We start from the raw sequence: 21,203 nt of genomic DNA on the forward strand, positions 1-21,203 counted from the left end.
GTACCGTTTGCTTCATTCAAGGCATTTACAATGGCATCAGCTAATCATTTCAAAATGCTTTTTCCCTGATTAATCCTATTTAACAAAATAGGCACTAATCCATAAAGGACTTACATTCTTTGGTATTTGTGATAACAAGGCTAAATTTGTTTTACGTTTCCTTGAAATAACCAAAACTAACTTTATGAAAAAATTTCTGCTCTTAGCATTGTCTCTCTTGCTAAGTACATGGTTGTCCGTCTATGGGCAAACACAAATTTCCGGAAAGGTTACGGCCGACGATGATGTATCTGTATTGCCTGGTGCTTCGGTACAACTGAAAGGATCATCGACGGGCACGCAAACGGATGCCGAGGGTAATTACGCCATTAGCGTTCCCTCTTCCGGCGCGGTACTGGTTTTTAGTTTCGTCGGTATGTCCACGCAAGAGGTCACCGTAGGAAACCAGTCGGTGATTAATGTAAAACTGACCAGCGACACACGCAGCCTGAATGAGGTGGTCGTCACAGGATTCGGCTCACAGATCAAGCGAGACCTTACCGGTAACATCGCTCAGGTAAAAGGCACTGAAATCCAGAATATGCCTGTTGCCAGTGTTGATGCAGCCCTGCAGGGCCGTGCAGCCGGGGTGTACGTAAACAGCGGTACGGGCAAGCTCGGACAGGCGATCAATGTGCGTATCCGCGGGAACTCATCAATCAGTGCAAGCAGCCAGCCCCTCTATGTAGTGGACGGAATGCCCATTACCACAGCTAACCAAAGCAACAGTGATGGTGGCGGAACAAACCCCCTCAACGACATCAACTCCAATGATATTGAATCCATTGAAATCCTGAAAGATGCATCGGCGGGAGCGATTTACGGCTCACGCGCTGCCAATGGGGTTGTACTGATCACGACCAAACGTGGCAAAGCAGGAAAAACCAATGTGAGTGTCAACTACCAGCTGGGATCCGCGGAAGCTACCCGCCGCGTCGACTTCCTGAATGCTGATCAATATGTGAAGTTTTACACCATGGCGGCTGCCAACAGTGATCGCCTGGACGGTATTGATCCTTCGGATCCGGAATCGTCAACCTCCTACATGCTGAGTAACCTGGACTATTACAGTCTGGGTACTGCCAATACGCCCAATCAAAAGAACTATGCATGGCAGGATCAGGCTTTCCGGAAGGCGCCCATGCAGCAGCTGGACTTTCAGATGAACGGGGGAAATGACAAAACCAGGTTCTTCTTATCGGGACAATATCTGGGTCAGAAAGGAACACTGATCGGAAACGAGCTGGATCGTGTATCGGGACGCATGAACCTCGATCATCAGGCTTATAAATGGCTTCAGCTGGGATTGTCCATGGGTCTTTCAAGAACGGTAAACAAACGTTTGCCGGGTGACAATGCCTTCTCAAACCCGCTGCAAATGGCCGCAATCACTCCGCTTACACCGTTTACGGATCCCGAAACAGGACTGCCTATCGGTACGCCTCCGGGAGATCCGAACCTGCCATTGTATTTCAACCCGATGATCTCGATCAACTATGCTCATTTTACTGCAACCTCATTCCGGAACCTGACCAGCGGCTATGCCCAGATCAATTTCAGCCCTGAGCTCAAATTCCGCAGTGAGCTGGGTGTGGATGTGTTAAACCAAAATGAAGAAGGATATTACCAAAGCCAGAACAACAGGAATATCGCCGCAGCCAGCAACGGACTGGGTGAGAGTTACGGAACGTTTGTGACCAATTATAACACCAATAACTTCTTTTCTTACGACAAAACTTTTGGTGTTCATTCCCTTGGAGCCACGCTGGGGATGTCGTACCAGCAATCACAAACCAAAATTAATTTCGTGCAGGGTACCCAGTTCCCTTCCGACAGTTATACTAAAATAGCCAGTGCAGCCACCAAATCGGATGGCAGCTCAACTGAAACCAATTTCCGCTTCCTGTCCTATTTCCTGCGCCTCAACTACAAGTTTTCGGACAAATACCTGCTATCTGCAAGTGCCCGGATTGATGGTTCGTCCAGGTTTGGGGTAAATTCAAAATACGGATTTTTCCCGTCTGTCTCCGGAGGCTGGGTATTATCGGAGGAAAACTTCCTGAAGAACAACAATACCCTCAGCTTTCTTAAACTACGGGCCAGCTACGGTTCAACCGGAAACTCTGAGATTGGGGACTTTCCACAATTGGGACTGTTTTCGGGTGACGCAGGTTATGCAGGTGCAGCCGGACAGCGTCCGTCACAGCTTGCCAACCCTGATCTGAAATGGGAAACAACCAGGCAGGCTGATTTTGGCGTTGATTTTGGTTTTTTCAACAACCGGATCAATGGAGAAATTGACTACTACGTAAAAAAGACGAATGGTCTTTTGCTGGAAGTAAACGTACCGGCTACCTCCGGCTTTTCGATACAGGTTGCCAACGTAGGGAAACTAGAAAACAAAGGTGTGGAATTCGTTCTGAACACACAGAACCTTATTGGTGCATTTAAATGGAATACATCTCTGAACCTGGCGAATAACAAAAACAAGGTTACCGATATCCAGGGACAGATTATCGAGGGAGGAATAAGAAATATGAGCCGGGTTATGGAAGGCCAGGCGGTCGGGGTGTTTTACACCGTTGAATATGCAGGTGTGGATCCCGCAAACGGAGATGCCCTGTTTTACAAAAATACCCCCGGCGCAGAAGGCCCTGACCGCACGACGGTCAACAATGACGGATATAATAGCGCAACCCGCGTGGTAGCCGGAAACCCGAATCCGAAATTGGTAGGCGGTATTACCAACACGTTTTCTTACAAAGGCTTCGACCTGAATGTATTTTTTAATGGTGTTGCAGGAAACAAGATCAACTTTTATGGCGTAGGCCAGTATGCATCTGCCAACGGTATTTATGAGGACAACCAGACGGTAGACCAGCTGAATGCGTGGACATCCGAAAACCCCAATACCAATGTTCCTGAGGCCCGCTTCTATCAGGGAAATGGCAACCAGGCTTCTACCCGGTACATCTATAATGGATCCTATGTGCGCCTGCGCACGCTGACACTGGGTTATAACCTGCCAGCCGGCCTGCTCAAACGCATTAAAACAGAGCGGATCCGCATTTACGCTTCTGCGATGAACCTGGCGACGTTTACCAAGTACAAAGGATGGGACCCTGAGGTGAATACCGATGACCTGGGTGAACGGGATACGAAGTTTGCGCTTGGAAACGATTTTTACACTGCTCCTCAGCCGCGCACAATCCTGGTTGGTATTAATGTCGGCTTGTAACAATAACCTGTTTTGAACCTGAAGATTATGAAAAAGAAAATATATAAGAGCTATGCGGCCTTCTTCGCGGCCTTGCTTTTAACAACTGCCTGCGACAGTAAACTTGACGTAAAACCCACGCAAAGTATAGATGAAAGTGTTGCATTGAGCACTTCCCGCGATGTGGAGGTTACCCTGATCGGCTGCTACGACGGCTTGCAGGATTCCGATGTTTACGGTGGTGGATTCCAGTACTCGTCCGAGCTGCTGGGCAACAGTGACGAGCTGCTTTTCGGCGGCACTTTCCAGAACCTGCTGGAAATGAATAATAAACAGATCACCACTGCCAATGTAACAGCCCTGGCAACGTGGCGGGACTCCTATATCACCATTAACCGGTGCAACAATGTATTGTCTGCACTCGATATTGTTGATGAAGACAAACGCCAGCGCATAGAGGGTGAGGCCAAGTTTATCCGGGGCTCCCTGTTTTTTGATCTGGTAAGATTGTACGCCAAAACCTGGGGTGATGGTGATAATGCAGCAAACCCGGGCATTCCGCTGGTACTGAAACCGACACGCATTATCACGGATGCAGACAAGGTACCAAGAAACTCAGTGGCAGAGGTATACGCGCAGGTACTGTCCGACCTGACAGAAGCCAAGGCTCTTTTGCCGGAAGTAAACGATGTGAATATCAACTATGCCAATAAGTACGCCGCAGCTGCGCAGCTGTCGAGGGTATACCTGATGCAATCCAACTTTGCTGCTTCGCGGGACGAAGCGAACGAAGTGATCGAGTCGGACAAATATAAACTTGCCCCTACTTTCAGCTCTTTGTTCTACACCTTCCTGCGCAATGGCGGCGCCAACCCTGCCGAGTACATCTTTTCGATGATCGTGACCCAGCAGGATGGTGTCAATGATATGAATACGTTTTTTGGAACCCAGATCTCGGGTATACCAGGAACTTCGGGAAGAGGCGACATCCGTATTGCTGCCAGACACCGGGCACTGTATGAGGCGGGCGACGAAAGGGGTGCGTTTTTCCTGACTCCAACCAATAATACCTTTACTCAGAAACACCTTGATACCTATGGTAATGTACTGCAGTTCAGGCTGGCTGAAATGTACCTGACGCGTGCAGAAAGCAATTTCAGGCTGGGTACTTCGGTTGGTGCAACGCCGCTTGCCGATATCAACCTGATCCGTACACGTGCAAAACTGCCCGCTGCCACAACGGTCACGCTGGCTTCCATTCTCAAAGAACGCCACCTGGAACTGGCATTTGAGGGGCACATGCTGCATGACCTGAAACGCAACAAAGCGAATGTTGGCTCACTGCCATACAACTCTCCAAAGCTGATCCTGCCGATCCCGCAACGCGAGATCGATGTAAATCCAAAGCTGGTCCAAAATGAAGGGTATAACTAGCAAATACCGTATGTTATGCAAAAAGCGCACTGCCGGCCAGGCAGTGCGCTTTGTTTTTTATACGCGCTGAAAGTTTTTAAAGCTGAAATAAAGTTGCTTGTAAATGAGGCACGCGACTGTTTTTTAAAGCCTGTTCAAACTAAAACCAGCTGATCCAGGCTCTGGCATCTTTGGCACTTACCATATCATAGGTAGTTGGTGAAGTTTGTACGAGATAAAAACCGCTGGCATCATAAAGCAAATTAATGGTGCTTGCAGCCGGACCCGTAGTCGGAGCCGGCATACCGAAACCTCCGCCCTCTTTAAAAATAACACGCCCGTCAGTGGTAAAAGATGCTATCGGCGCGTAAGCATAGTCATTATCCAGGACGTTATCTGCAAAAAACACCGGGCCGAAATAGTCGTATCTCGCACTGATAGGCTGATAAATTACGTAAGCATATTCACCTTTGGTCGAGGTCAGCTTAGAAATCCCGAAGGCATCTTCAACGCCATTGACAGAAAACCCGGTCCAGGATCGCCAGTATGCCCCGGACGCAACAGGCGCCTGCCACCAGCGGCGGGGAGCTGCCGCATCTACTGCTACGGGCTTTACAGCACTCGCTACCACGCCGCTCGCCCCGCCACCCGAGAATCCGAGTTGTACGGTATTCGCATTCCAGGTAACATTACTGAAGCCGGCAATTGTCTGGGAACCATTTACAAGTGGGGTGGTAAATACCAGTCCGGCAGATGTGAAATAATAAGTAGTGGTAAAATTTCGGGGTGTTGCGCCTTCAAGCCAGGTTAGCTTCATGGTGCGCGACGTGGCATTGGCCGTGATCTCGTAAGTTGTATTCCCCAGTGTGATGCGCTTGAAGTAAGTAGGATATTTGGTGATATTGTTAAAAAGAACTGCTTTGGCCAGCGCACCGCTTGTATATGCCGCAGCCTGCGCTTCGGAAGCTCTTGTCAGCACAAGCCTGCTTTTATTTTGCCGGCCTACCAGGGTAATCACATCCGTTTTTACGGAATCGGGAAAGATGCTGAACTCGAAATCAGACAGCAATCCTACGCCCAGATCTCCGCCATTTACCTCAGCATCAGGGTCAGCCAGCACATGCAGGTAGGAGTATGTATCAAAAATCAATGCAGGTGTCTGCAATGCTTTGAGCCGGTAGCTGCTTTCCTTGGGGGTAGCCGCCGAGGAATCCGTAAAATCGGAATACATCACTACCCGGTTCTGGTTATTGAATTTGAAATAAAAACCATAGCTGCCTCCGCCTGCCGGGTAAATCACCGCATTCCAGCCACTGGACGCCTCCACCAGCTGCTTTTCGTACGATGCCAGGGCTGCATTCAGCCGTGTATCCGCGGTTTCTTCGAACACCGTGTCCTCCTTGCGTTCGCAGCCAAAAAGTACCGAGCCGATAAAGAGAAAATATAAAAGGGAGTTTTTCATCCTTGAATTTGATAAATGATCTTAAAAGAGCCGGTTCATAGAACGCCGCACCCGGGTCTGCAGGCTGTAAAAGTCGATGTTCCAGGTATTCTTGTAATAGGCCACGACGATCGCCTCTTTCTGCCGTAAAGCCGCCTGCGCCTGCGCGCGGGTCGTGCCGCGATCACTGGTTCCTTCGGGAATCGAATTGATGATCTTGTCAAAACCAACTTTACCCTCCGTGAGCATCATCGCAATCATTTCTACAAAATCTTCGTCAAAGGCCGATGAGCTGTATGCCGTAATAAAGCCGTCACGGCGGGCATCGGCGTCCGACCAGTTGATCCAGTTTCCTCCCTGGTACAGTGCCTTGCTGATGTTGCGGTACTCCACCGGGTACAATACAGTCTGATGCAGGATATGACCGAATTCATGATGAATCGTATGCAGAAACCAGTCTTTCACAAAAGACGAATCACGGGCAGCATTGTAGCCCGGCATTCCTTTGATCTTGAAAAGATTCACGCCATAAAGGACAACTTTCCGGCCCCCCTCGGCCGTTCCCAGCGTTACAGAGCCTTCTGCATTGTACTCATTGCTCCCTGAAAGAATGAAGAACTTGGGCGAATATTTATTATAAAATATCTTTCCTGCCTCCTCCACATAAGGCTGTGTCCAGGCTTTCCTGATGGTGCTCAGGAGCGGAATTACCTGAGCTTCGTCAGGCGGCACAAGCGTTTTGGTAATGTTTGCAAACTCAAACTGGTCCCATTTGTACTTGGCGGAAATGTTGTACGGCGTGGTAAGGCTGTCGAGTATCCACTGGTCAACCGGACCTTTCACCCACGTATCGCCTCCCAGCCCCGGAATTTCCTCCACATCGCCGATTTTTTCCTCCTTGCAGCTGCCCAGCGTCATGCTGAGTACCAGCACGGCCGACAAAAGTTTTATTACTGATTTGCTCATCATATCTGCTGTGTAAGCCTACCTGCTGTTTTGTTCAATGCCTGAAATCGCTGCTGTTTGCGGGATCTGAAGTACCCGCCTCGGGTCACTCGCCGGAACGGTAATGACAGTTCCGGTAGCCGTCTGATGCGTGACCGAAATGCCGTAGCGCTGCAGATCAAACCAACGCATACCTTCCTGTACAAATTCCACCCGCTTAAAGCTCAGTATGGTATTTACCAGTCCCTGCGTGGTATTGGAAGTTCCAAAGAAACTGCGGATGCTCGCTGCAGTCACTGCATGCCTCGAAGCATTGTAATTGGCAACCCTTTTACTTACAAAAAGGTTGAGATCGGCCAAAGCCGCAGTCGGGTTATTCAGGTAAGTATTGGCCTCAGCCCTGTTGAATAATACTTCCTCGGCAGTAAAAAGCGGGAGCATGACATACGGGAAGCCAATTTCAGCATTGACAGACTCGCGCACAAAGTACTCAGTCAGCTTTGGTACAAAATAATTATTATCACCCCGGTAGTACAGCGGATATACCCAGTTGCCCGAGCCGGTAATGATCCCTTCACCCGCTGAAACTTCCTGCCATTTCTGGTAGGTCATGCCGAACCGGTATTGCGAAACATTGCGTCCCCAGAGCGATGCGGTTTCGGCCAGCAGCAGGTTGGCATTCTGGTTGGCGCGGGAGTAAATGTTAAAGAGTTCAGCCGGGGACAGGCTTGCATAAGTCGTGTTCCAAGGTCGCAGATTGTCACCTATGCTCGTGCCGGCAAAAGCCAGATTGGCATATTCGAGCACTTTGGCATAATCCCGTTTTACAAGATAAAAACGTGTTGCAAATGCATAAGCCGCTGCCCGGTTAAAATGATATTTAGGCACTGTATAAGCCCCGTCGCTGATCAGCGGCAAGCCTTCCAGCAGGTCCTTTTCAATCATTTCGTAAACGGATGCGACGGTTTTGCGCTCATATTGCTTGATTACGATAGTTTCGGGCTCGGTTACATAAGGAATTCCCGGATCTGAATTAGGCTGCTGCGGGTTGTAGAATTTGGAAAAAAAGCTGACCAGCATAAAATGCGCGTAAGCCCTGGCCACCAGCGCCTCGCCCCGCTGCGCCCTGAACTGGGATGAATCGGCAGCATGTTCAATAATGTCGAGTGCTTGGTTTGCGACAGAAATGGCACGGTAACACTCTACCCAGTACCGGTCCGGCGAATCCTCCTGGTCTACCGTGGCTTCCACGACATCAAAAAGGTATGAGGCACGGTTAATGCGGTCGTCTACGCCTACTCCCTTATCGGCTACATTGTCGCTCATCGATTCTGCAAATACCACATAGCCACCCTGGGGATAAGCGGTGGTCAGCAGCTGTGAAACCTGCTTGGGCGTACTGATCACCGCCCGGGTACTATCCGGCTCCTTGGACAGAAAATCCTCACACGAAACCAGCAGCAATGCCGGAAAGGCAAGCATCATCGCCCGGGCTGCATTGCTTTTTATTTTAGTAAAAAAAGTCATTTTGTTCATCGCTCAATGGTCCCTTACAAGCTCAACTTGATCGCTACCGTAAACTGCTTCTGAATGGGCTGAGCCACTCCGCCTGCATTAAAAAACTCCGGATCCTGCCCTTTCAGCTTTTTGTCGGCATAAATCAGCCAGGGATTGATGGACGAAAGCTGAATGCTTGCCCCCTTGAACCCGGCCTTCATCGCCACCGGCAAAGGCACCTTATACATCAGTGATACAGACTTTAGACGGACAAAGTCACCTTTGGCCACCCGGTCTGTAGAATAATTATAAATATTATAGGGATACGTTCCGGTAAGGTATTGTTTTTCAAGCAAATCAGGAATGGAAGGAATGCTTGGCACACTTTCATCCCCGGACATAACCCAGCGATCCAGAAATTCCCTCGGCATCGCATCCAGGTCGCTGAACGTGGTTTTATACAATGGGTTCAGGCGGATTTTGTTGCCGGCCTGGTAGGTCAGGAACACGTTCAGTGACAGGTTTTTGTAGGTTAATGTATTATTGAAACCTCCTGTAAAAGGCGGATCCACCGGACCTTCATATTTCAGGTAGCTGACATTCTGGTCCTGTAAGTATACATCGGAGCTTACTTCCCCATTTTCATTTACAAAAACCGGCACACCCGTTTCCGCTTTGAGCGCACGATAGTCTATGGAAAACAAGCTGCGTACGGGCTTGCCCTGCACATTGGCTCCTTCGGCTTTTACGAGATCAAAAATTCCCGGGTCATTTTCCACATTGGTAATGCGTGTCTGGGCATACCCCAGTGTAATGCGCGACCGGAAATCCCAATCCTTGTTTTTGAACAGAACTCCATCAACCGAGAAGTCAATCCCGTGCGATTCCATATCCGCATAGTTGGCCACCTTGTAGATCTGCCCGCCAATCCCGGAGGTCTTGATCTGGTCGATCAGGTCAAAACTCTGGCGCATGTAGCCATCGAGTGAAAAGTTGATCCGGTTACCCAGAAAACCTAAATCAAGGCCCACGTTGCCGCTGTACAGCTTTTCCCAGGTCAGCTCGGTATTTTCGAGTGAGCTGAGCTGGATGGCCGATTCCTTTTCATCCGTATAAGGTCTGCGGGTGATGATGCTTTGAAAAAGTACTGCTGTATTGGTAGCCGGGCCGGTATCGGCAGATAGTCCGTAGCTCGCACGAAGCCGCCCCATACTCAGCCACTTGAATCTCTTGATGAAGTTTTCCCGGTCAAAATTCCAGGATCCCGCCACGGTGTAGGTCGGCAGCCAGCGCGCCTGGGCCGACTTTCCAAATCCATTGGAACCATCGTACCGGATGTAGCCGGTAAAGTTGTACTTCTCATCCAGCGTATACCCGGCACTTCCATAAAATGCTGCAAAGCGTTCGTAATCCATCTGCATTCCATAATACTGGAAGTTACTTTCAATGGTCTGTTTCAGAATACGGTAATCGACAAAAGGGGTTCCTCCCTGCTCATATTGGAAGCCATAACCCGTATTGTTGGCGTTTTGCCGATTGGTAAACTTCACCTCCTGCCCTACCAGAAAGTTCAATGCATGCCGGTCATCAAAGATCCGGTTGTACCTCAAATTGTTACGAACATTGTAAAACAGCATCTGGTCCTCATTGCGGTTGTAAAAACCTCCGCTCGGCAGCACCACTACGGGGTATGCATTGGGAACATCGGGATCGGTATAGAGGTACTTGTTGGCCAGCGCGATCGTTGCATTGTCGGCAGCGCGGTAGGCATTGGCCATATTGGAGTTTTCTGTAATTGTATGCTCGCGGCCCGTCTGTATGTAGCGCAGCGCACCCAGGAAATCGTAGGTCAGGTGATCGTTGATCTTGAAAGACAATTCTCCCTGGAGCTTAATATCGGCCAGGTTGATGTTGATCCTGTTATTGGCGAGTTCGGATATGATGTTGAAGGGGGCAAAATTTCTGCGGAAAAATTCCAGATTCCCATTTTCATCGTAGGCAGTCAGCGTGCGGCTGGTGTTCAGGGCGTAGCTGAAAGGATTGATATCAAAGTCACGGTCAAACTTACCCTCGACCGGGTTGCTCCTCCGGTTCAGGGAACCCGGTGCCTGCTGCCGCCTGACAGACGCCAGCGTGGAGGTAGTAAGGCTGAGCCGGTCAGAAATATTGTACGTGTTCTTGAAGTTCAGGGTGTAGCGCTTCACTTTATCGGCGATCGTCCATCCATTGTCGTCCAGGTAACTGGTTGAAAAGTAGGAGCTGGATTTATCCGTACCAAAAGAAATACTGATGGAATGTTCCTGGATAAAGTTTTGCTTGAAAAGCACGTCAAACCAGTCTGTATTGGCCCTGGCATAACGCATCAGGAAATCCTTTTTAGCCTCCTGCGTATTGGCGATCGGGAAATTACCTTCATTGTCGCCATTGAGTGCATTGTAATATTTACCATAAACCCCAAAATCCGGCTTGGACAAAACATTGGAAGTAAGGTAACCTTTGCGTTCGAGCTCGCCCAGCACAGACATTTGCTGGGCCGAATTCATGATGTTGAAATTACGGTAGGAAGGCGTAAGCTGGGTGCTGAAATTGCCGGAATACGTAATCGCCGGTTTGCCGCTCCGTCCCTTTTTAGTTGTGATTACAATAACACCATTCATCGCCCGCGCGCCGTAAAGCGCAGCAGCGGCAGCGTCTTTCAGGATATCAAAGGTCTCTATGTCATTCGGGTTGATACCTGCTACGGCTGAGCCCAGCAAGGTAGTAGGATCACCGCTCGACAGCTGGTCGTTTGAAATGTTCACAATATCCTCCTGCACCACACCGTCGATGACCCAAAGTGGCTTATTATCCCCGTTTAGCGAGGTTGCGCCGCGGATACGAACTTTGGGTGCAGCGCCGAATGTACCCGAAACGTTTTGAATGGAAACACCCGCAGCACGACCTTCCAGCATCCGGCTCACATCGGGCAGCCCGTCGATCCTGACGTCGTCCGTTTTCAGCGTGACGGCTGAACCGGTAAATTTGTCTTTATCAATCTGCTGAAAACCGGTCACCACCACAGCCTGAAGGCCTACTGCATCCTCTGCAAGCTCCACGGACACGCTCCTGCCGGCTTTTATTTCTTTGGGTAAAAAGCCGATCATTGTTACCACCAGGGTCGCATTATCATCAACACCGGTGATGCTGAACTCGCCCCGCTCGTTGGTGACGGTACCCTTTTGCGTGCCTTTCACCCGCACCGTAGATCCGACCAGCGGCTCTCCGGAAGTGCTTTTCACAACACCTTTTACCTCGATGTCGGCAACAATGGATGCGTAAACTGTACCTGAAAAATGAATTGAAAGAGATGTTATACCGCAGAGCAACACAACAAGCCGTCCCAGGCCTCTGATCCGATAAAAAACATTCATATGGGAAGTAAGTAAAAGTCTATCTAAATGAATGGATTGCCACCTGGCGGTTTAAGGATTAACAAACTCAATAATACGCATTATCACCAAAAACGAAAAGCAAACGTCGCCGGAACACCGGCAAAAGCATTTATTTCATTTTTTAAACAAAAACAAAAATAAAATAACAGTATACGACCTGAATGCGGCATAATGATGCAACAGGTACAAGCTGATACGCAATAATCCTGTATTTGTTATTAAACAGGCAAGTTTTTGAATTATTGTGGACGTCCGGGGGTGTTTTTCAGGCAAATGAATTCATTTCGGCCCGGCGGTAAGTACGGATGTAATGCGGTTGAGCTCATCGACTTTCTGAGCAAAGTCGCCACTCAGCATTTCGCGTACGGCACGCAATTGCTCCATAGCGGTTTCAAGATTATCCGGGAGGGCTTCGCCGAGCACTTCTTTCAGCCTTTTTGCGAGCGTAGGCGACATGCCGTTTGTAGAAATTGCCACTTTCAGGTTACCCTTCCTTACGACAGAGGATAGATAAAAATCGCAGATGGCGGGCGTATCAGCCACGTTCACCAGCATATGCCTGACGCGTGCTATACTGGCGATCCGCTGGTTTTCGAGCTTATCGTTGGTGGCCACGATCACCAGGTCTTTCGCGTCCAGATCTTGTTCTTCAAACTTCCGGAAAATCAATGTAAGACGCTCCCGGACTTGCGCCAGTTCCTGTATTTCATCCCTGATTTCGGGTGCTACGAGGGTCACCGTAGCTTGGGGGGAATTGTCCAGTACAGCCGTGATTTTTTCAAGTCCTACATAACCTCCGCCTACGATCAGTGTGTGCAGATTTTCCAGTTTCAGGAATATGGGAAAAAGATTGTTCATTTTTCTGGTGTTCAAAAATCAATGGGCAGACGGAACGTGTATATAATCAAATTTACAATAATAATGCTTGTTTCGGACGAGGCGCATTTGGTTTATAACTATTCCAACAAGTACGCGTTTACTATGTGCGCCTTTCGGCTTACCTTTGTATTATGATCGCGATAACGAACCTCAGTTATTTTCTGGGAGACAGGGCACTTTATGACACTGCTTCCCTGCATATAAAACCCAAACAAAAAATCGGCCTGATCGGCCTGAACGGAACCGGAAAGTCTACGTTGCTCCGGATGATTAATGGAGAATTCCAGCCGGACGGCGGAAGTATTTCCAAGTCGGGCGACTGCACTATCGGCTTTCTCAACCAGGATCTCCTTTCCTATCAGACTGACGATACCATTCTCTCGGTGGCCATGCAGGCTTTCGGGCGGCAAAACGAGCTGCAAGTGCAAATGGACAAGATCCTGCACGATATGGAGCACAACTATACAGATGCCCTGGTAGACCGGCTTGCAAAAGTTCAGGACGAATTTGAGGCATTGGACGGCTACTCGGTACAATCCAAAGCCGAAGCGATCCTGGAAGGTCTGGGTTTCTCTACAGACGATCTGCACAAGCCGCTGCGGCAATTTTCGGGAGGCTGGCGGATGCGGGTAATGCTGGCGAAGCTGCTTCTGCAGAAACCTTCCCTGCTGATGCTTGATGAACCTACCAACCACCTTGACCTTCCGTCCATTCAGTGGGTTGAGAAATATGTGCAATCGTACGAAAATGCAGTGATCGTGGTTTCCCACGACCGGCAGTTCCTGGATAATACCATTGATACAACGGTGGAGGTTTCGGGCGGAAAGTTAAATTACTACGCAGGCAACTATTCTTTTTACCTTGAAGAAAAGTCGCTGCGGAACGATATCCAGCGAGGTGCCTATGAAAACCAGCAGGCCAAAATCAGGCAGACCGAACGTTTTATTGAACGCTTCAAAGCCAAGGCAACCAAAGCACGCCAGGTACAAAGCCGGGTAAAAGCCCTCGACAGAATGGATGTTGTAGATGAGGTACTTGATGAAAATGCGAAGGTCCATTTCAGGTTCCAGTTTACCACCCAGCCGGGCAGGCATGTGTTTCAGCTGGAAGATGCCTCCAAAGCTTATGGCAACAAGGTCATTCTTGACCATACCAACATCAGCATGGAGCGCGGCGACAAAATCGCGCTGATCGGGGCAAACGGACGGGGAAAATCCACTGTGCTCCGGATCGTGGCGGGTACTGAAGGCATCGAAGGTAAAAGGCGGCTCGGGCATAATGTGTCATTTACATTCTACGCACAGCACCAGCTCGAATCGCTGAATGTCCAGCATAACCTGATTGAAGAGCTGAAATATGCCAATCCTGAAAAGTCGGAGACGGAGCTCAGGACCGTACTGGGATGCTTCCTGTTTACAGGAGATGATGTTTTCAAGAAAATAAAAGTACTCTCGGGAGGTGAAAAATCGCGGGTGGCGCTTGCGAAGGTACTGTTGTCGCAAGCCAACTTCCTGCTGCTCGATGAGCCGACGAACCACCTTGACATGCAGTCTGTGAACATCCTGATCCAGGCATTGCAGCAGTACGAAGGCAGCTACATTGTGGTTTCCCATGACCGGTATTTCGTTGAAAATATTGCCAATAAAATCTGGTACATCGAAGATCACCAGATTAAGGAATACCCCGGCACCTACGAGGAGTATGAGACCTGGGTGGAAGAGCGGGGACTGCAATCGGCAGTGAGCGAGAAAGTAGTGGTAAGCAGTGCGCCTCCGCAGAAAAAACAGGTGCAGACAGTTGCACCGGCACTGGCTCCCAGCAACCGGACCCACTCAGGTGAAGATGCGCAAAGGTTGAAAAAGGCGCGCAAGCAGATTGAAGAACTGGAAGCCACAATCAATAACCTGGAAGCCCGGAAGGCCGAGGCCGAGGGCAGGCTGGCTGATCCGAAGATCTACGACGATGCCAAAGCATTATCAGAACTTAACCAGTTTTATGCCGACATTCAGCAAAAGCTGGAATCCGCTACTGACTCGTGGGAAAATGCGATGATGGAAGTGGAAGAGCTGGCGGGGAAATAGGCGGGAATATGGAGGAATGGATAAAGGGAGAAGGGAATCGTTTGATTCCCTTCTTTTATTTAAGATCTTCTGTTTCGGCGTAAATATCGGCCAGTAGCAGGGTAATGCCTATACTTGCTATTTCTATGGATTCATTGACAGTATAAGCTTCCGATGCCAGGTACCAGACGCCCAGGTCATTTTTACGGTACACCTCTGCGGCAATGGATAGCGAGTTGATCAGGACATATTCTTTTAAAGAGGGTATACTCCGGTAAAAGTGAAACTTTTCCCCGCGGTCATAGCCGGAAGTCGTAGGAGACAATACTTCGATGATCACTACCGGGTTCAGGATTGTGTCCCTCTTTTCATCCAGAAACTCATTTTTACCGCACGTAATGAGCAGGTCGGGATAGGTGTACAGTCCATTTGCAGGAATATGCATGCGCAGGTCACTTGAAAAAGTACGGCAGCTTTTTCCTTTAAGATACCCACCGATATCAACAGAAAGATTTTCTACGATCCGGTTATGGTTATAGCCCGCTCCCGACATGGCGAAGATCTCGCCCCGGTAGTATTCGCTTTTAAATGCAGCTTCCCGCTCCATTTCAAGATATTCCTGCTCCGAGTACATTTTCTGTAATTGTGCTGTCATTGACCTGATTAGCAAAAATAGTTATTAAAATGAAAACCACGTTTCATTAACCAGACGTACCTTAACGGGTAAAGTAACGTTATCCTTTCAAAAATTTATGCGCCTCTTTTCCCTGCTGTTCCTGCTTGCAGGCCTGGTACAGGCAGTAGCCCAGCCCAGGAACCTCCGGCTCGAAGATCACATTTATGCTCAGAAAATCCGGACTGTTTTACTTTACCCAGCCATTGAAGACGCTGAAAATCCACGGCGGTTGCTCAGCCCGCCCGTCATGCCGGTAAGTAACCCTGCTCCCTTGGTGTTGGAATATGATGACCTCTCCACTGACTTTGAGGGTTACCGTGCTAAGATTGTTCACTGCAATGCAGACTGGACCAAGTCGAACCTGAATGACATTGAATTTACGTATGAATTCAATGAATACCCCATTACCAGCTACGAACAATCTTTCAGCACCAAGGTCCCATATTTCCACTACCGGTTTGAGCTTCCGAAACTGAAACTGGCCGGCAACTATGTGATCTATGTTTATTCCGACCGGGACCGGCAGCCCATACTCAGCCGACGGTTTATGCTATACGAATCAAGGGTCAGCATTGATGCCAAAGCACGTTTTTCGCAGGGTATACAGCAGCAGTTTACCGACCAGCAGATTGATTTCAGCATCAGTTACAAAGGTTATCCGCTCAATGCGCCTCAAACCGACCTGAAAGTAATCATGCGTAAAAATTTCCGGTGGGACCAGGCTAAAACGGGCTTTCGCCCCACCAATGTGCGACCATTTGACCAGATCCTTGAATACACATTTTTTGATCTGGAAAATACATTTCAGGGCGGTAATGAATTCAGGTACTTTGACAGCAGGACATTGTCGGCCCGCGGGTACGGGATCAGTGAACTTGAACGTACCGGCGACTATACCCGTCTGCGGCTTTTTGCCGACAAGTCACGCGTGGATATGCCATACGTTCAGGTCGATGACTTTAACGGACAATATATTGTGGATCAGCGGGAGTCGGGGCGCGGCAGTATTGAAGCGGATTACTCGCCTGTACTTTTCACTTTGAAATCAGATGAGGAACCTGGCGCAGCCTACTATGTGAATGGCGCATTCAACTTATGGCAACTGGATGAGAGGAACCGCATGACCTACAACCCTGAAACAAAGGCATACGAAGCTGAAATCCTGCTGAAACAAGGCGTGATCAATTACAATTACAGCGTAGTACGTGGCACTAACGGTAAACCGGATGAAGCGCCCATTGAAGGGAATTTTGCTCCGACGGAAAATGATTATGACGTATTGGTCTACTTTCGCCCGCCGGCAGGCCGCGCCGACCTTCTGATAGGATACCGTACTGTTGAATGGAACAGAAGGCGATAGAACCGGCATGATAAGGTTCAGGCTTATTCACGTGCCAAGCAACATGAATAAGCCTGATTTAAATGCATATTAATCCAGCTGGGTACGGAGCAGGTCTTCCATGGTTTCCCTTCTCCTGATCAGCTTTGCTTCACCATTGTCGATCATTACCTCAGCAGGGCGCTGCCGCGCATTGTAGTTGGAGCTCATGGTAAAGCCGTAGGCACCTGCATTCAGGAACGCCAGCACGTCGCCCTGCCTGACTTCCGGCAGTTCACGGTCTGAGGCAAAAGTATCCGTTTCACAAATATAACCCACCACATTATAGGTTTTGAGTGCACCTGCCGGATTGGAAATGTTGAGAATATGGTGGTAAGCGCCATACATCATCGGCCTGATCAGGTGATTGAGTCCTGAGTCGACATGCACGAAGTTGCGTGCGGGATCTTCTTTAACGACGGTTGTTTTTACCAAAAGGTAGCCCGATTCACTCACCAGGAATTTGCCCGGTTCAAACCACAGCTGCAAGTCCCTGCCGTATTCTTTGCAAAAAGCCTGAAAACGCTCGGAAATTTTATTACCCAGCAACTTCATATCCGTGATTTCATCGCCGGGTTTGTACGAAACTTTAAACCCGCCTCCCAGGTCAATTACTTCAAGATCAGGAAAGTGCCTGGCGGTATCCAGGAGAATATCAGCCACTTGCAGGAAAGGCGCAGCATCTTTGATATCCGATCCTGTGTGCTGGTGCAACCCGATAACACGGATTTTATACTTTTTAACAACTTCCAGAATTTGATCCAGCAGAAGTACGGAAATACCAAACTTGGAATCGGCATGCGCCGTCATGATTTTGATATTTCCACCTGCCGCCACATTCGGTTTGATACGGATCAGGCAGGGCTTTGTATTTCCAAATGTTTGTCCGAACCATTCCAGAAGAGGCAGACTGTCAACGTTGACGATCGCTCCTTTTTCTACGGCCTCCTGTACTTCGTAAAAAGGGACTCCGCTGGGTGTAAAGGTAATCTGCCCGGCTTCGTAACCTGCAAGCATCCCGATTTCAAGCTCCCCGGGCGACACGACATCCAGTTCCACGCCGATACTTCTCATCAGTCGTAAAATAGAAAGATTGGTATTCGCCTTGCACGCATACTTCATTTTCATATCAACAGAAGAAAATGCGTGCTGCAATGCAGTAACCTTGCGACGGATTACATCGGCGTCGTACACGTACAAAGGGCTGCCAAATTGTTCGGTAAGCTCAGCCAGGTCAATGCCCTGGATACTATGGGATGTTTCCTCTTGTGTCAATTGCATGTTGAATCGGGTAAAACTGCGGGAAGGTTATATGATTATCGGCAATAAAGATCAAGATATCTGGCCATTTCCTGTTGTAAACGACAGGCTTCCTGCCGGGCATGCGATGCAAAATCCGATCCGTTATCTGCATAAATGATGCTGCGCGATGCATTGACCAGCAGTCCGCAATGTGCATTCATACCAAACCTGGAAACGTCTTCAAGACTGCCACCCTGCGCGCCTACGCCGGGTACCAGCAGAAAATGTTCGGGCACAAGCTGGCGGATGCGCTGGAATTCCCCTGCCTGCGTAGCGCCGACAACGTACATCAGTCTGTCCTTGCCTGCCCATTCACTGGAAGTTTTCAGCACTTGTTCAAACAGGGGTGCACCGTCCGCATTCATGCGCTGAAAGTCCGTACTCCCCGGATTGGAGGTAAGTGCCAGCAGGATTACCCATTTATCCGCAAAGTCAAGAAACGGCATAACCGAATCACTGCCCATGTACGGCGCCACAGTAACTGCATCGAAATCGAGCCCGGAAGAAGCCGGATCGAAGAAAGTCCTTGCATAAAGACCCGAGGTGTTTCCGATATCACCGCGCTTGGCATCGGCGATTGTGAAATGGGTTTTTGGAATGTAAGCTATGGTTTTTTGCAGGCTCTCCCAGCCTTGCTTGCCAAGTGCCTCGTAAAATGCAATATTAGGCTTGTAAGCGACGCAGTAGTCGGCGGTGGCATCAATGATCTGCTTGTTGAATTCAAACACAGGATCCGGCAATCCCTGCAGATGGGCGGGTATTTTCCGGATGTCGGTATCCAAACCAACACACAGGTAAGACTGTTTTTGGGAAATCTGCCCAAACAAGAATTCGTACGTCATGTTTTGCGAAATAATGCGGCGAAATTACAACCTCTGTCAATAGATTCATAAATTTGTCCGGACATAAGCTTTCAACAAACCCCTTTTTTTGATCCATGCAGATCCGAGAAACTTCCATTGCCGGCCTGATCGAGATTTTTCCACGCATTTTTGAAGACGAGCGGGGACTGTTTTTTGAATCTTACAACGAGCAGGCTTTTCAGAAGCATGGGTTACCGACAGGGTTTGTCCAGGATAACCAGTCATTTTCGAAAAAGGGCGTAGTGCGCGGGCTGCATTTCCAAAAGGCACCTTTTGCACAGGGTAAGCTGGTACGCGTGATCTCGGGACGTGTTCTGGATGTGGCGGTGGATATACGCCCCGACTCTCCTACTTTCGGCAAATACGAAATTTTTGAGTTGCGGAGCGATACACACAACATAGCCTATATCCCCGAAGGCTTTGCCCATGGTTTTGCGGCACTGGAGGATACGGTTTTTAGTTACAAATGCACGAATGTGTACAACAAGGAAGCTGAATCGGGTATTCTCTGGAATGATCCCGATCTCGGCATCAACTGGGGTGTAGTAGATCCTATTGTTTCAGAAAAGGATATTATACTTCCTACTTTCAGGTCGCTTTTTGAGGATAGCAGAGCCTGAGTTTATTTTTCAAAAAGTTCTTCCAATGCTTTTGAAGCAACTTTCCTGGCCGAATTCGGATTTTGGCCGGTGATAAGCCGCTCATCCATTTCGATGAATTCCATAAATGGAATTACTGTACGGGTGTAGTGTCCGCCGCGCTCTTTGATTTTATCTTCGAGGTAAAACGGCACCTCGGTCACGAAGCTCATCAGGGCTTCTTCCATGTTGCTGCAGCCCGTCAGGTATTTGTCTGCGATGAGCCATGAACCGTTGGAAAGTTTCACATTAAGTAAAGCGCATACGCCGTGGCAAATGGCCGAAATCATTCCATTGCGCTCATAAATGACCCGGGCAATTTCCTGCAGTTCCTGATTTTCATACAGGTCCCACATGGCGCCGTGGCCGCCGGTGAAGTAAATGAGGCGGTAATCGCGTGCGATGATAGCTGCGGGAGAGAATGAATTTTCAAGCTTATGACGAAACGCAGCATCTGCCCACCATTTGGCATTACAATCATCCTTTAAGTCAAGGCTGCGTTCATCCACGGGAATATGGCCGCCCTTCGGACTCACAAAATCCATCAGGATATTGCGGCTGGCCATCAGATCATAGAAATGTGTCAACTCGCTGAGCCACAAACCGGTTTTACCAGCCTTGGTAGGGTAAGCATCGTGATTGGTGCAGACAATCAAAGCCTTCATAGTACATCCTGGAAGATACAAAGTTTAAGGTACCACTTTATCCAGGTATTTTCCAGTGTTACAAGCCGAGTTTATAAAACACCAGATGCAGCATTGCTGTTATAAAAGCTGGTTTTTGTAGGCAAAAGCGACGGCGGCGGCAGTACTTTTGGTGCCGGTTTTTTCAAGAACCCTCAGCCGGTGACCTTCCACGGTCCTGACGCTGATAAACAGCTTATCGCTGATTTCCTGCGTAGATAGTCCGTCACAAATCAGTTGCAATACCTCCTTTTCACGGGAAGAAAGGGCCACATTGCAGGCATTCGGAAAGAAGGGGTGTTTATTGGTTTGCCGGTTCACCATTTTGCGGTGCATGGCTTTGGAGACAAAGTCATTGTAGTAAAAACCTTCCTCATCCACCCGGCGAATCGCTTTTTCCACTTCATCGGGACTGGTATCTTTCAGCAGATAACCCTGCACGCCTTTTTCAAGCATGTGGATCACAAACCGGTCCTCGGTGTACATAGACACCACGATTACCTTGATATTTGGAAATTTTTCGAAAGCAGCTTCAGTTGCCTGTATTCCGTCCATGACGGGCATTTGCAGGTCCATGAAAACAATATCAGGCGTATTGGCCGGAAGTCTGTCGAGCAGTTCCTGGCCATTGGCGGCTTCGAGAATAAATTCAAAATCCGGGATACCGCTGAGCATGGAAATGAAGCCTTTCCTGAACAGCTCGTGATCGTCGGCGATGCCTAATTTTAAGGTTTTCATATG

General features: G+C 48.9%; 15 protein-coding genes. 5 read left to right on the forward strand and 10 right to left on the reverse strand.

The features are described from left to right. The first annotated feature begins 184 nt into the window (after positions 1 to 184). A complete protein-coding gene (locus tag HWI92_RS13960; RefSeq protein ID WP_204656109.1) occupies positions 185 to 3,277 on the forward strand; it encodes a SusC/RagA family TonB-linked outer membrane protein in 3,093 nt (1,030 codons plus the stop codon). A 27-nt stretch (positions 3,278 to 3,304) separates the two neighbouring features. Next, on the forward strand, positions 3,305 to 4,690 hold the full coding sequence (locus tag HWI92_RS13965) for a RagB/SusD family nutrient uptake outer membrane protein (RefSeq protein ID WP_204656111.1): 1,386 nt from the start codon (positions 3,305 to 3,307) through the stop codon (positions 4,688 to 4,690). Positions 4,691 to 4,829: 139 nt separating this feature from the next. Here the strand turns inward: HWI92_RS13965 and HWI92_RS13970 are convergent, their stop codons facing one another. The 5 genes from HWI92_RS13970 to HWI92_RS13990 all read right to left on the reverse strand — a co-directional run bounded on the left by HWI92_RS13970 (position 4,830) and on the right by HWI92_RS13990 (position 12,841). Beyond that, the gene (locus tag HWI92_RS13970) at positions 4,830 to 6,131 is read right to left on the reverse strand and encodes a DUF4302 domain-containing protein (RefSeq protein WP_204656113.1); all 1,302 of its coding nucleotides are present in this window, start codon (positions 6,129 to 6,131) and stop codon (positions 4,830 to 4,832) included. A 21-nt stretch (positions 6,132 to 6,152) separates the two neighbouring features. After that, positions 6,153 to 7,079 carry a zinc-binding metallopeptidase gene (locus tag HWI92_RS13975; RefSeq protein WP_204656114.1) on the reverse strand — a complete coding sequence of 309 codons (927 nt, stop codon included), beginning with the start codon at positions 7,077 to 7,079 and terminating at the stop codon, positions 6,153 to 6,155. A gap of 15 nt (positions 7,080 to 7,094) precedes the next feature. Beyond that, a complete protein-coding gene (locus HWI92_RS13980; protein ID WP_229247940.1) occupies positions 7,095 to 8,582 on the reverse strand; it encodes a RagB/SusD family nutrient uptake outer membrane protein in 1,488 nt (495 codons plus the stop codon). 23 nt (positions 8,583 to 8,605) lie between these two features. Continuing rightward, on the reverse strand, positions 8,606 to 11,962 hold the full coding sequence (locus HWI92_RS13985; RefSeq protein ID WP_204656124.1) for a SusC/RagA family TonB-linked outer membrane protein: 3,357 nt from the start codon (positions 11,960 to 11,962) through the stop codon (positions 8,606 to 8,608). A gap of 300 nt (positions 11,963 to 12,262) precedes the next feature. Continuing rightward, entirely contained in the window at positions 12,263 to 12,841 is a 579-nt protein-coding gene (locus tag HWI92_RS13990) for a precorrin-2 dehydrogenase/sirohydrochlorin ferrochelatase family protein (RefSeq protein WP_204656126.1), read from the reverse strand. Positions 12,842 to 12,993: 152 nt separating this feature from the next. On the opposite strand from HWI92_RS13990, the gene HWI92_RS13995 reads away from it, so the two are divergent. Then, positions 12,994 to 14,943, forward strand: a complete 1,950-nt coding sequence (locus tag HWI92_RS13995; protein ID WP_204656128.1) for an ABC-F family ATP-binding cassette domain-containing protein — start codon at positions 12,994 to 12,996, stop codon at positions 14,941 to 14,943. A gap of 55 nt (positions 14,944 to 14,998) precedes the next feature. Here HWI92_RS13995 and HWI92_RS14000 read toward each other — a convergent pair whose 3' ends face one another. Further along, the gene (locus HWI92_RS14000) at positions 14,999 to 15,577 is read right to left on the reverse strand and encodes a Uma2 family endonuclease (RefSeq protein ID WP_204656130.1); all 579 of its coding nucleotides are present in this window, start codon (positions 15,575 to 15,577) and stop codon (positions 14,999 to 15,001) included. Between the two features lie 97 nt (positions 15,578 to 15,674). On the opposite strand from HWI92_RS14000, the gene HWI92_RS14005 reads away from it, so the two are divergent. Continuing rightward, positions 15,675 to 16,958 carry a type IX secretion system plug protein gene (locus tag HWI92_RS14005; protein WP_204656132.1) on the forward strand — a complete coding sequence of 428 codons (1,284 nt, stop codon included), beginning with the start codon at positions 15,675 to 15,677 and terminating at the stop codon, positions 16,956 to 16,958. A gap of 69 nt (positions 16,959 to 17,027) precedes the next feature. Here HWI92_RS14005 and lysA read toward each other — a convergent pair whose 3' ends face one another. Both lysA and pyrF read right to left on the reverse strand, forming a co-directional pair. Further along, positions 17,028 to 18,257, reverse strand: a complete 1,230-nt coding sequence (lysA, locus tag HWI92_RS14010; RefSeq protein ID WP_204656134.1) for a diaminopimelate decarboxylase — start codon at positions 18,255 to 18,257, stop codon at positions 17,028 to 17,030. Positions 18,258 to 18,292: 35 nt separating this feature from the next. Continuing rightward, positions 18,293 to 19,120, reverse strand: coding sequence for an orotidine-5'-phosphate decarboxylase (gene pyrF, locus HWI92_RS14015; RefSeq protein ID WP_204656136.1), 828 nt, complete (start codon positions 19,118 to 19,120; stop codon positions 18,293 to 18,295). 95 nt (positions 19,121 to 19,215) lie between these two features. On the opposite strand from pyrF, the gene rfbC reads away from it, so the two are divergent. Beyond that, positions 19,216 to 19,761 carry a dTDP-4-dehydrorhamnose 3,5-epimerase gene (gene rfbC / locus HWI92_RS14020; protein WP_204656138.1) on the forward strand — a complete coding sequence of 182 codons (546 nt, stop codon included), beginning with the start codon at positions 19,216 to 19,218 and terminating at the stop codon, positions 19,759 to 19,761. Positions 19,762 to 19,763: 2 nt separating this feature from the next. Here rfbC and HWI92_RS14025 read toward each other — a convergent pair whose 3' ends face one another. Continuing rightward, positions 19,764 to 20,444, reverse strand: coding sequence for a type 1 glutamine amidotransferase domain-containing protein (locus HWI92_RS14025; protein WP_204656140.1), 681 nt, complete (start codon positions 20,442 to 20,444; stop codon positions 19,764 to 19,766). A 99-nt stretch (positions 20,445 to 20,543) separates the two neighbouring features. Further along, positions 20,544 to 21,200, reverse strand: a complete 657-nt coding sequence (locus HWI92_RS14030; protein ID WP_204656142.1) for a response regulator transcription factor — start codon at positions 21,198 to 21,200, stop codon at positions 20,544 to 20,546. Positions 21,201 to 21,203: the final 3 nt, after the last annotated feature.

This window comes from Dyadobacter sandarakinus, from assembly GCF_016894445.1.
GTDB lineage: Bacteria > Bacteroidota > Bacteroidia > Cytophagales > Spirosomataceae > Dyadobacter > Dyadobacter sandarakinus.

Bases quoted from the DNA above. Each gene is read 5' to 3' on its own strand.
- lysA (WP_204656134.1), bottom strand. From the start codon at position 18,257: ATGCAATTGACACAAGAGGAAACATCCCATAGTATCCAGGGCATTGAC.
- HWI92_RS14030 (WP_204656142.1), bottom strand. From the start codon at position 21,200: ATGAAAACCTTAAAATTAGGCATCGCCGACGATCACGAGCTGTTCAGG.
- HWI92_RS14025 (WP_204656140.1), bottom strand. From the start codon at position 20,444: ATGAAGGCTTTGATTGTCTGCACCAATCACGATGCTTACCCTACCAAG.
- HWI92_RS13985 (WP_204656124.1), bottom strand. From the start codon at position 11,962: ATGAATGTTTTTTATCGGATCAGAGGCCTGGGACGGCTTGTTGTGTTG.
- HWI92_RS13980 (WP_229247940.1), bottom strand. From the start codon at position 8,582: ATGACTTTTTTTACTAAAATAAAAAGCAATGCAGCCCGGGCGATGATG.
- HWI92_RS13975 (WP_204656114.1), bottom strand. From the start codon at position 7,079: ATGATGAGCAAATCAGTAATAAAACTTTTGTCGGCCGTGCTGGTACTC.
- HWI92_RS13960 (WP_204656109.1), top strand. From the start codon at position 185: ATGAAAAAATTTCTGCTCTTAGCATTGTCTCTCTTGCTAAGTACATGG.
- HWI92_RS13995 (WP_204656128.1), top strand. From the start codon at position 12,994: ATGATCGCGATAACGAACCTCAGTTATTTTCTGGGAGACAGGGCACTT.
- HWI92_RS13965 (WP_204656111.1), top strand. From the start codon at position 3,305: ATGAAAAAGAAAATATATAAGAGCTATGCGGCCTTCTTCGCGGCCTTG.
- HWI92_RS13970 (WP_204656113.1), bottom strand. From the start codon at position 6,131: ATGAAAAACTCCCTTTTATATTTTCTCTTTATCGGCTCGGTACTTTTT.
- rfbC (WP_204656138.1), top strand. From the start codon at position 19,216: ATGCAGATCCGAGAAACTTCCATTGCCGGCCTGATCGAGATTTTTCCA.
- pyrF (WP_204656136.1), bottom strand. From the start codon at position 19,120: ATGACGTACGAATTCTTGTTTGGGCAGATTTCCCAAAAACAGTCTTAC.
- HWI92_RS13990 (WP_204656126.1), bottom strand. From the start codon at position 12,841: ATGAACAATCTTTTTCCCATATTCCTGAAACTGGAAAATCTGCACACA.
- HWI92_RS14005 (WP_204656132.1), top strand. From the start codon at position 15,675: ATGCGCCTCTTTTCCCTGCTGTTCCTGCTTGCAGGCCTGGTACAGGCA.
- HWI92_RS14000 (WP_204656130.1), bottom strand. From the start codon at position 15,577: ATGACAGCACAATTACAGAAAATGTACTCGGAGCAGGAATATCTTGAA.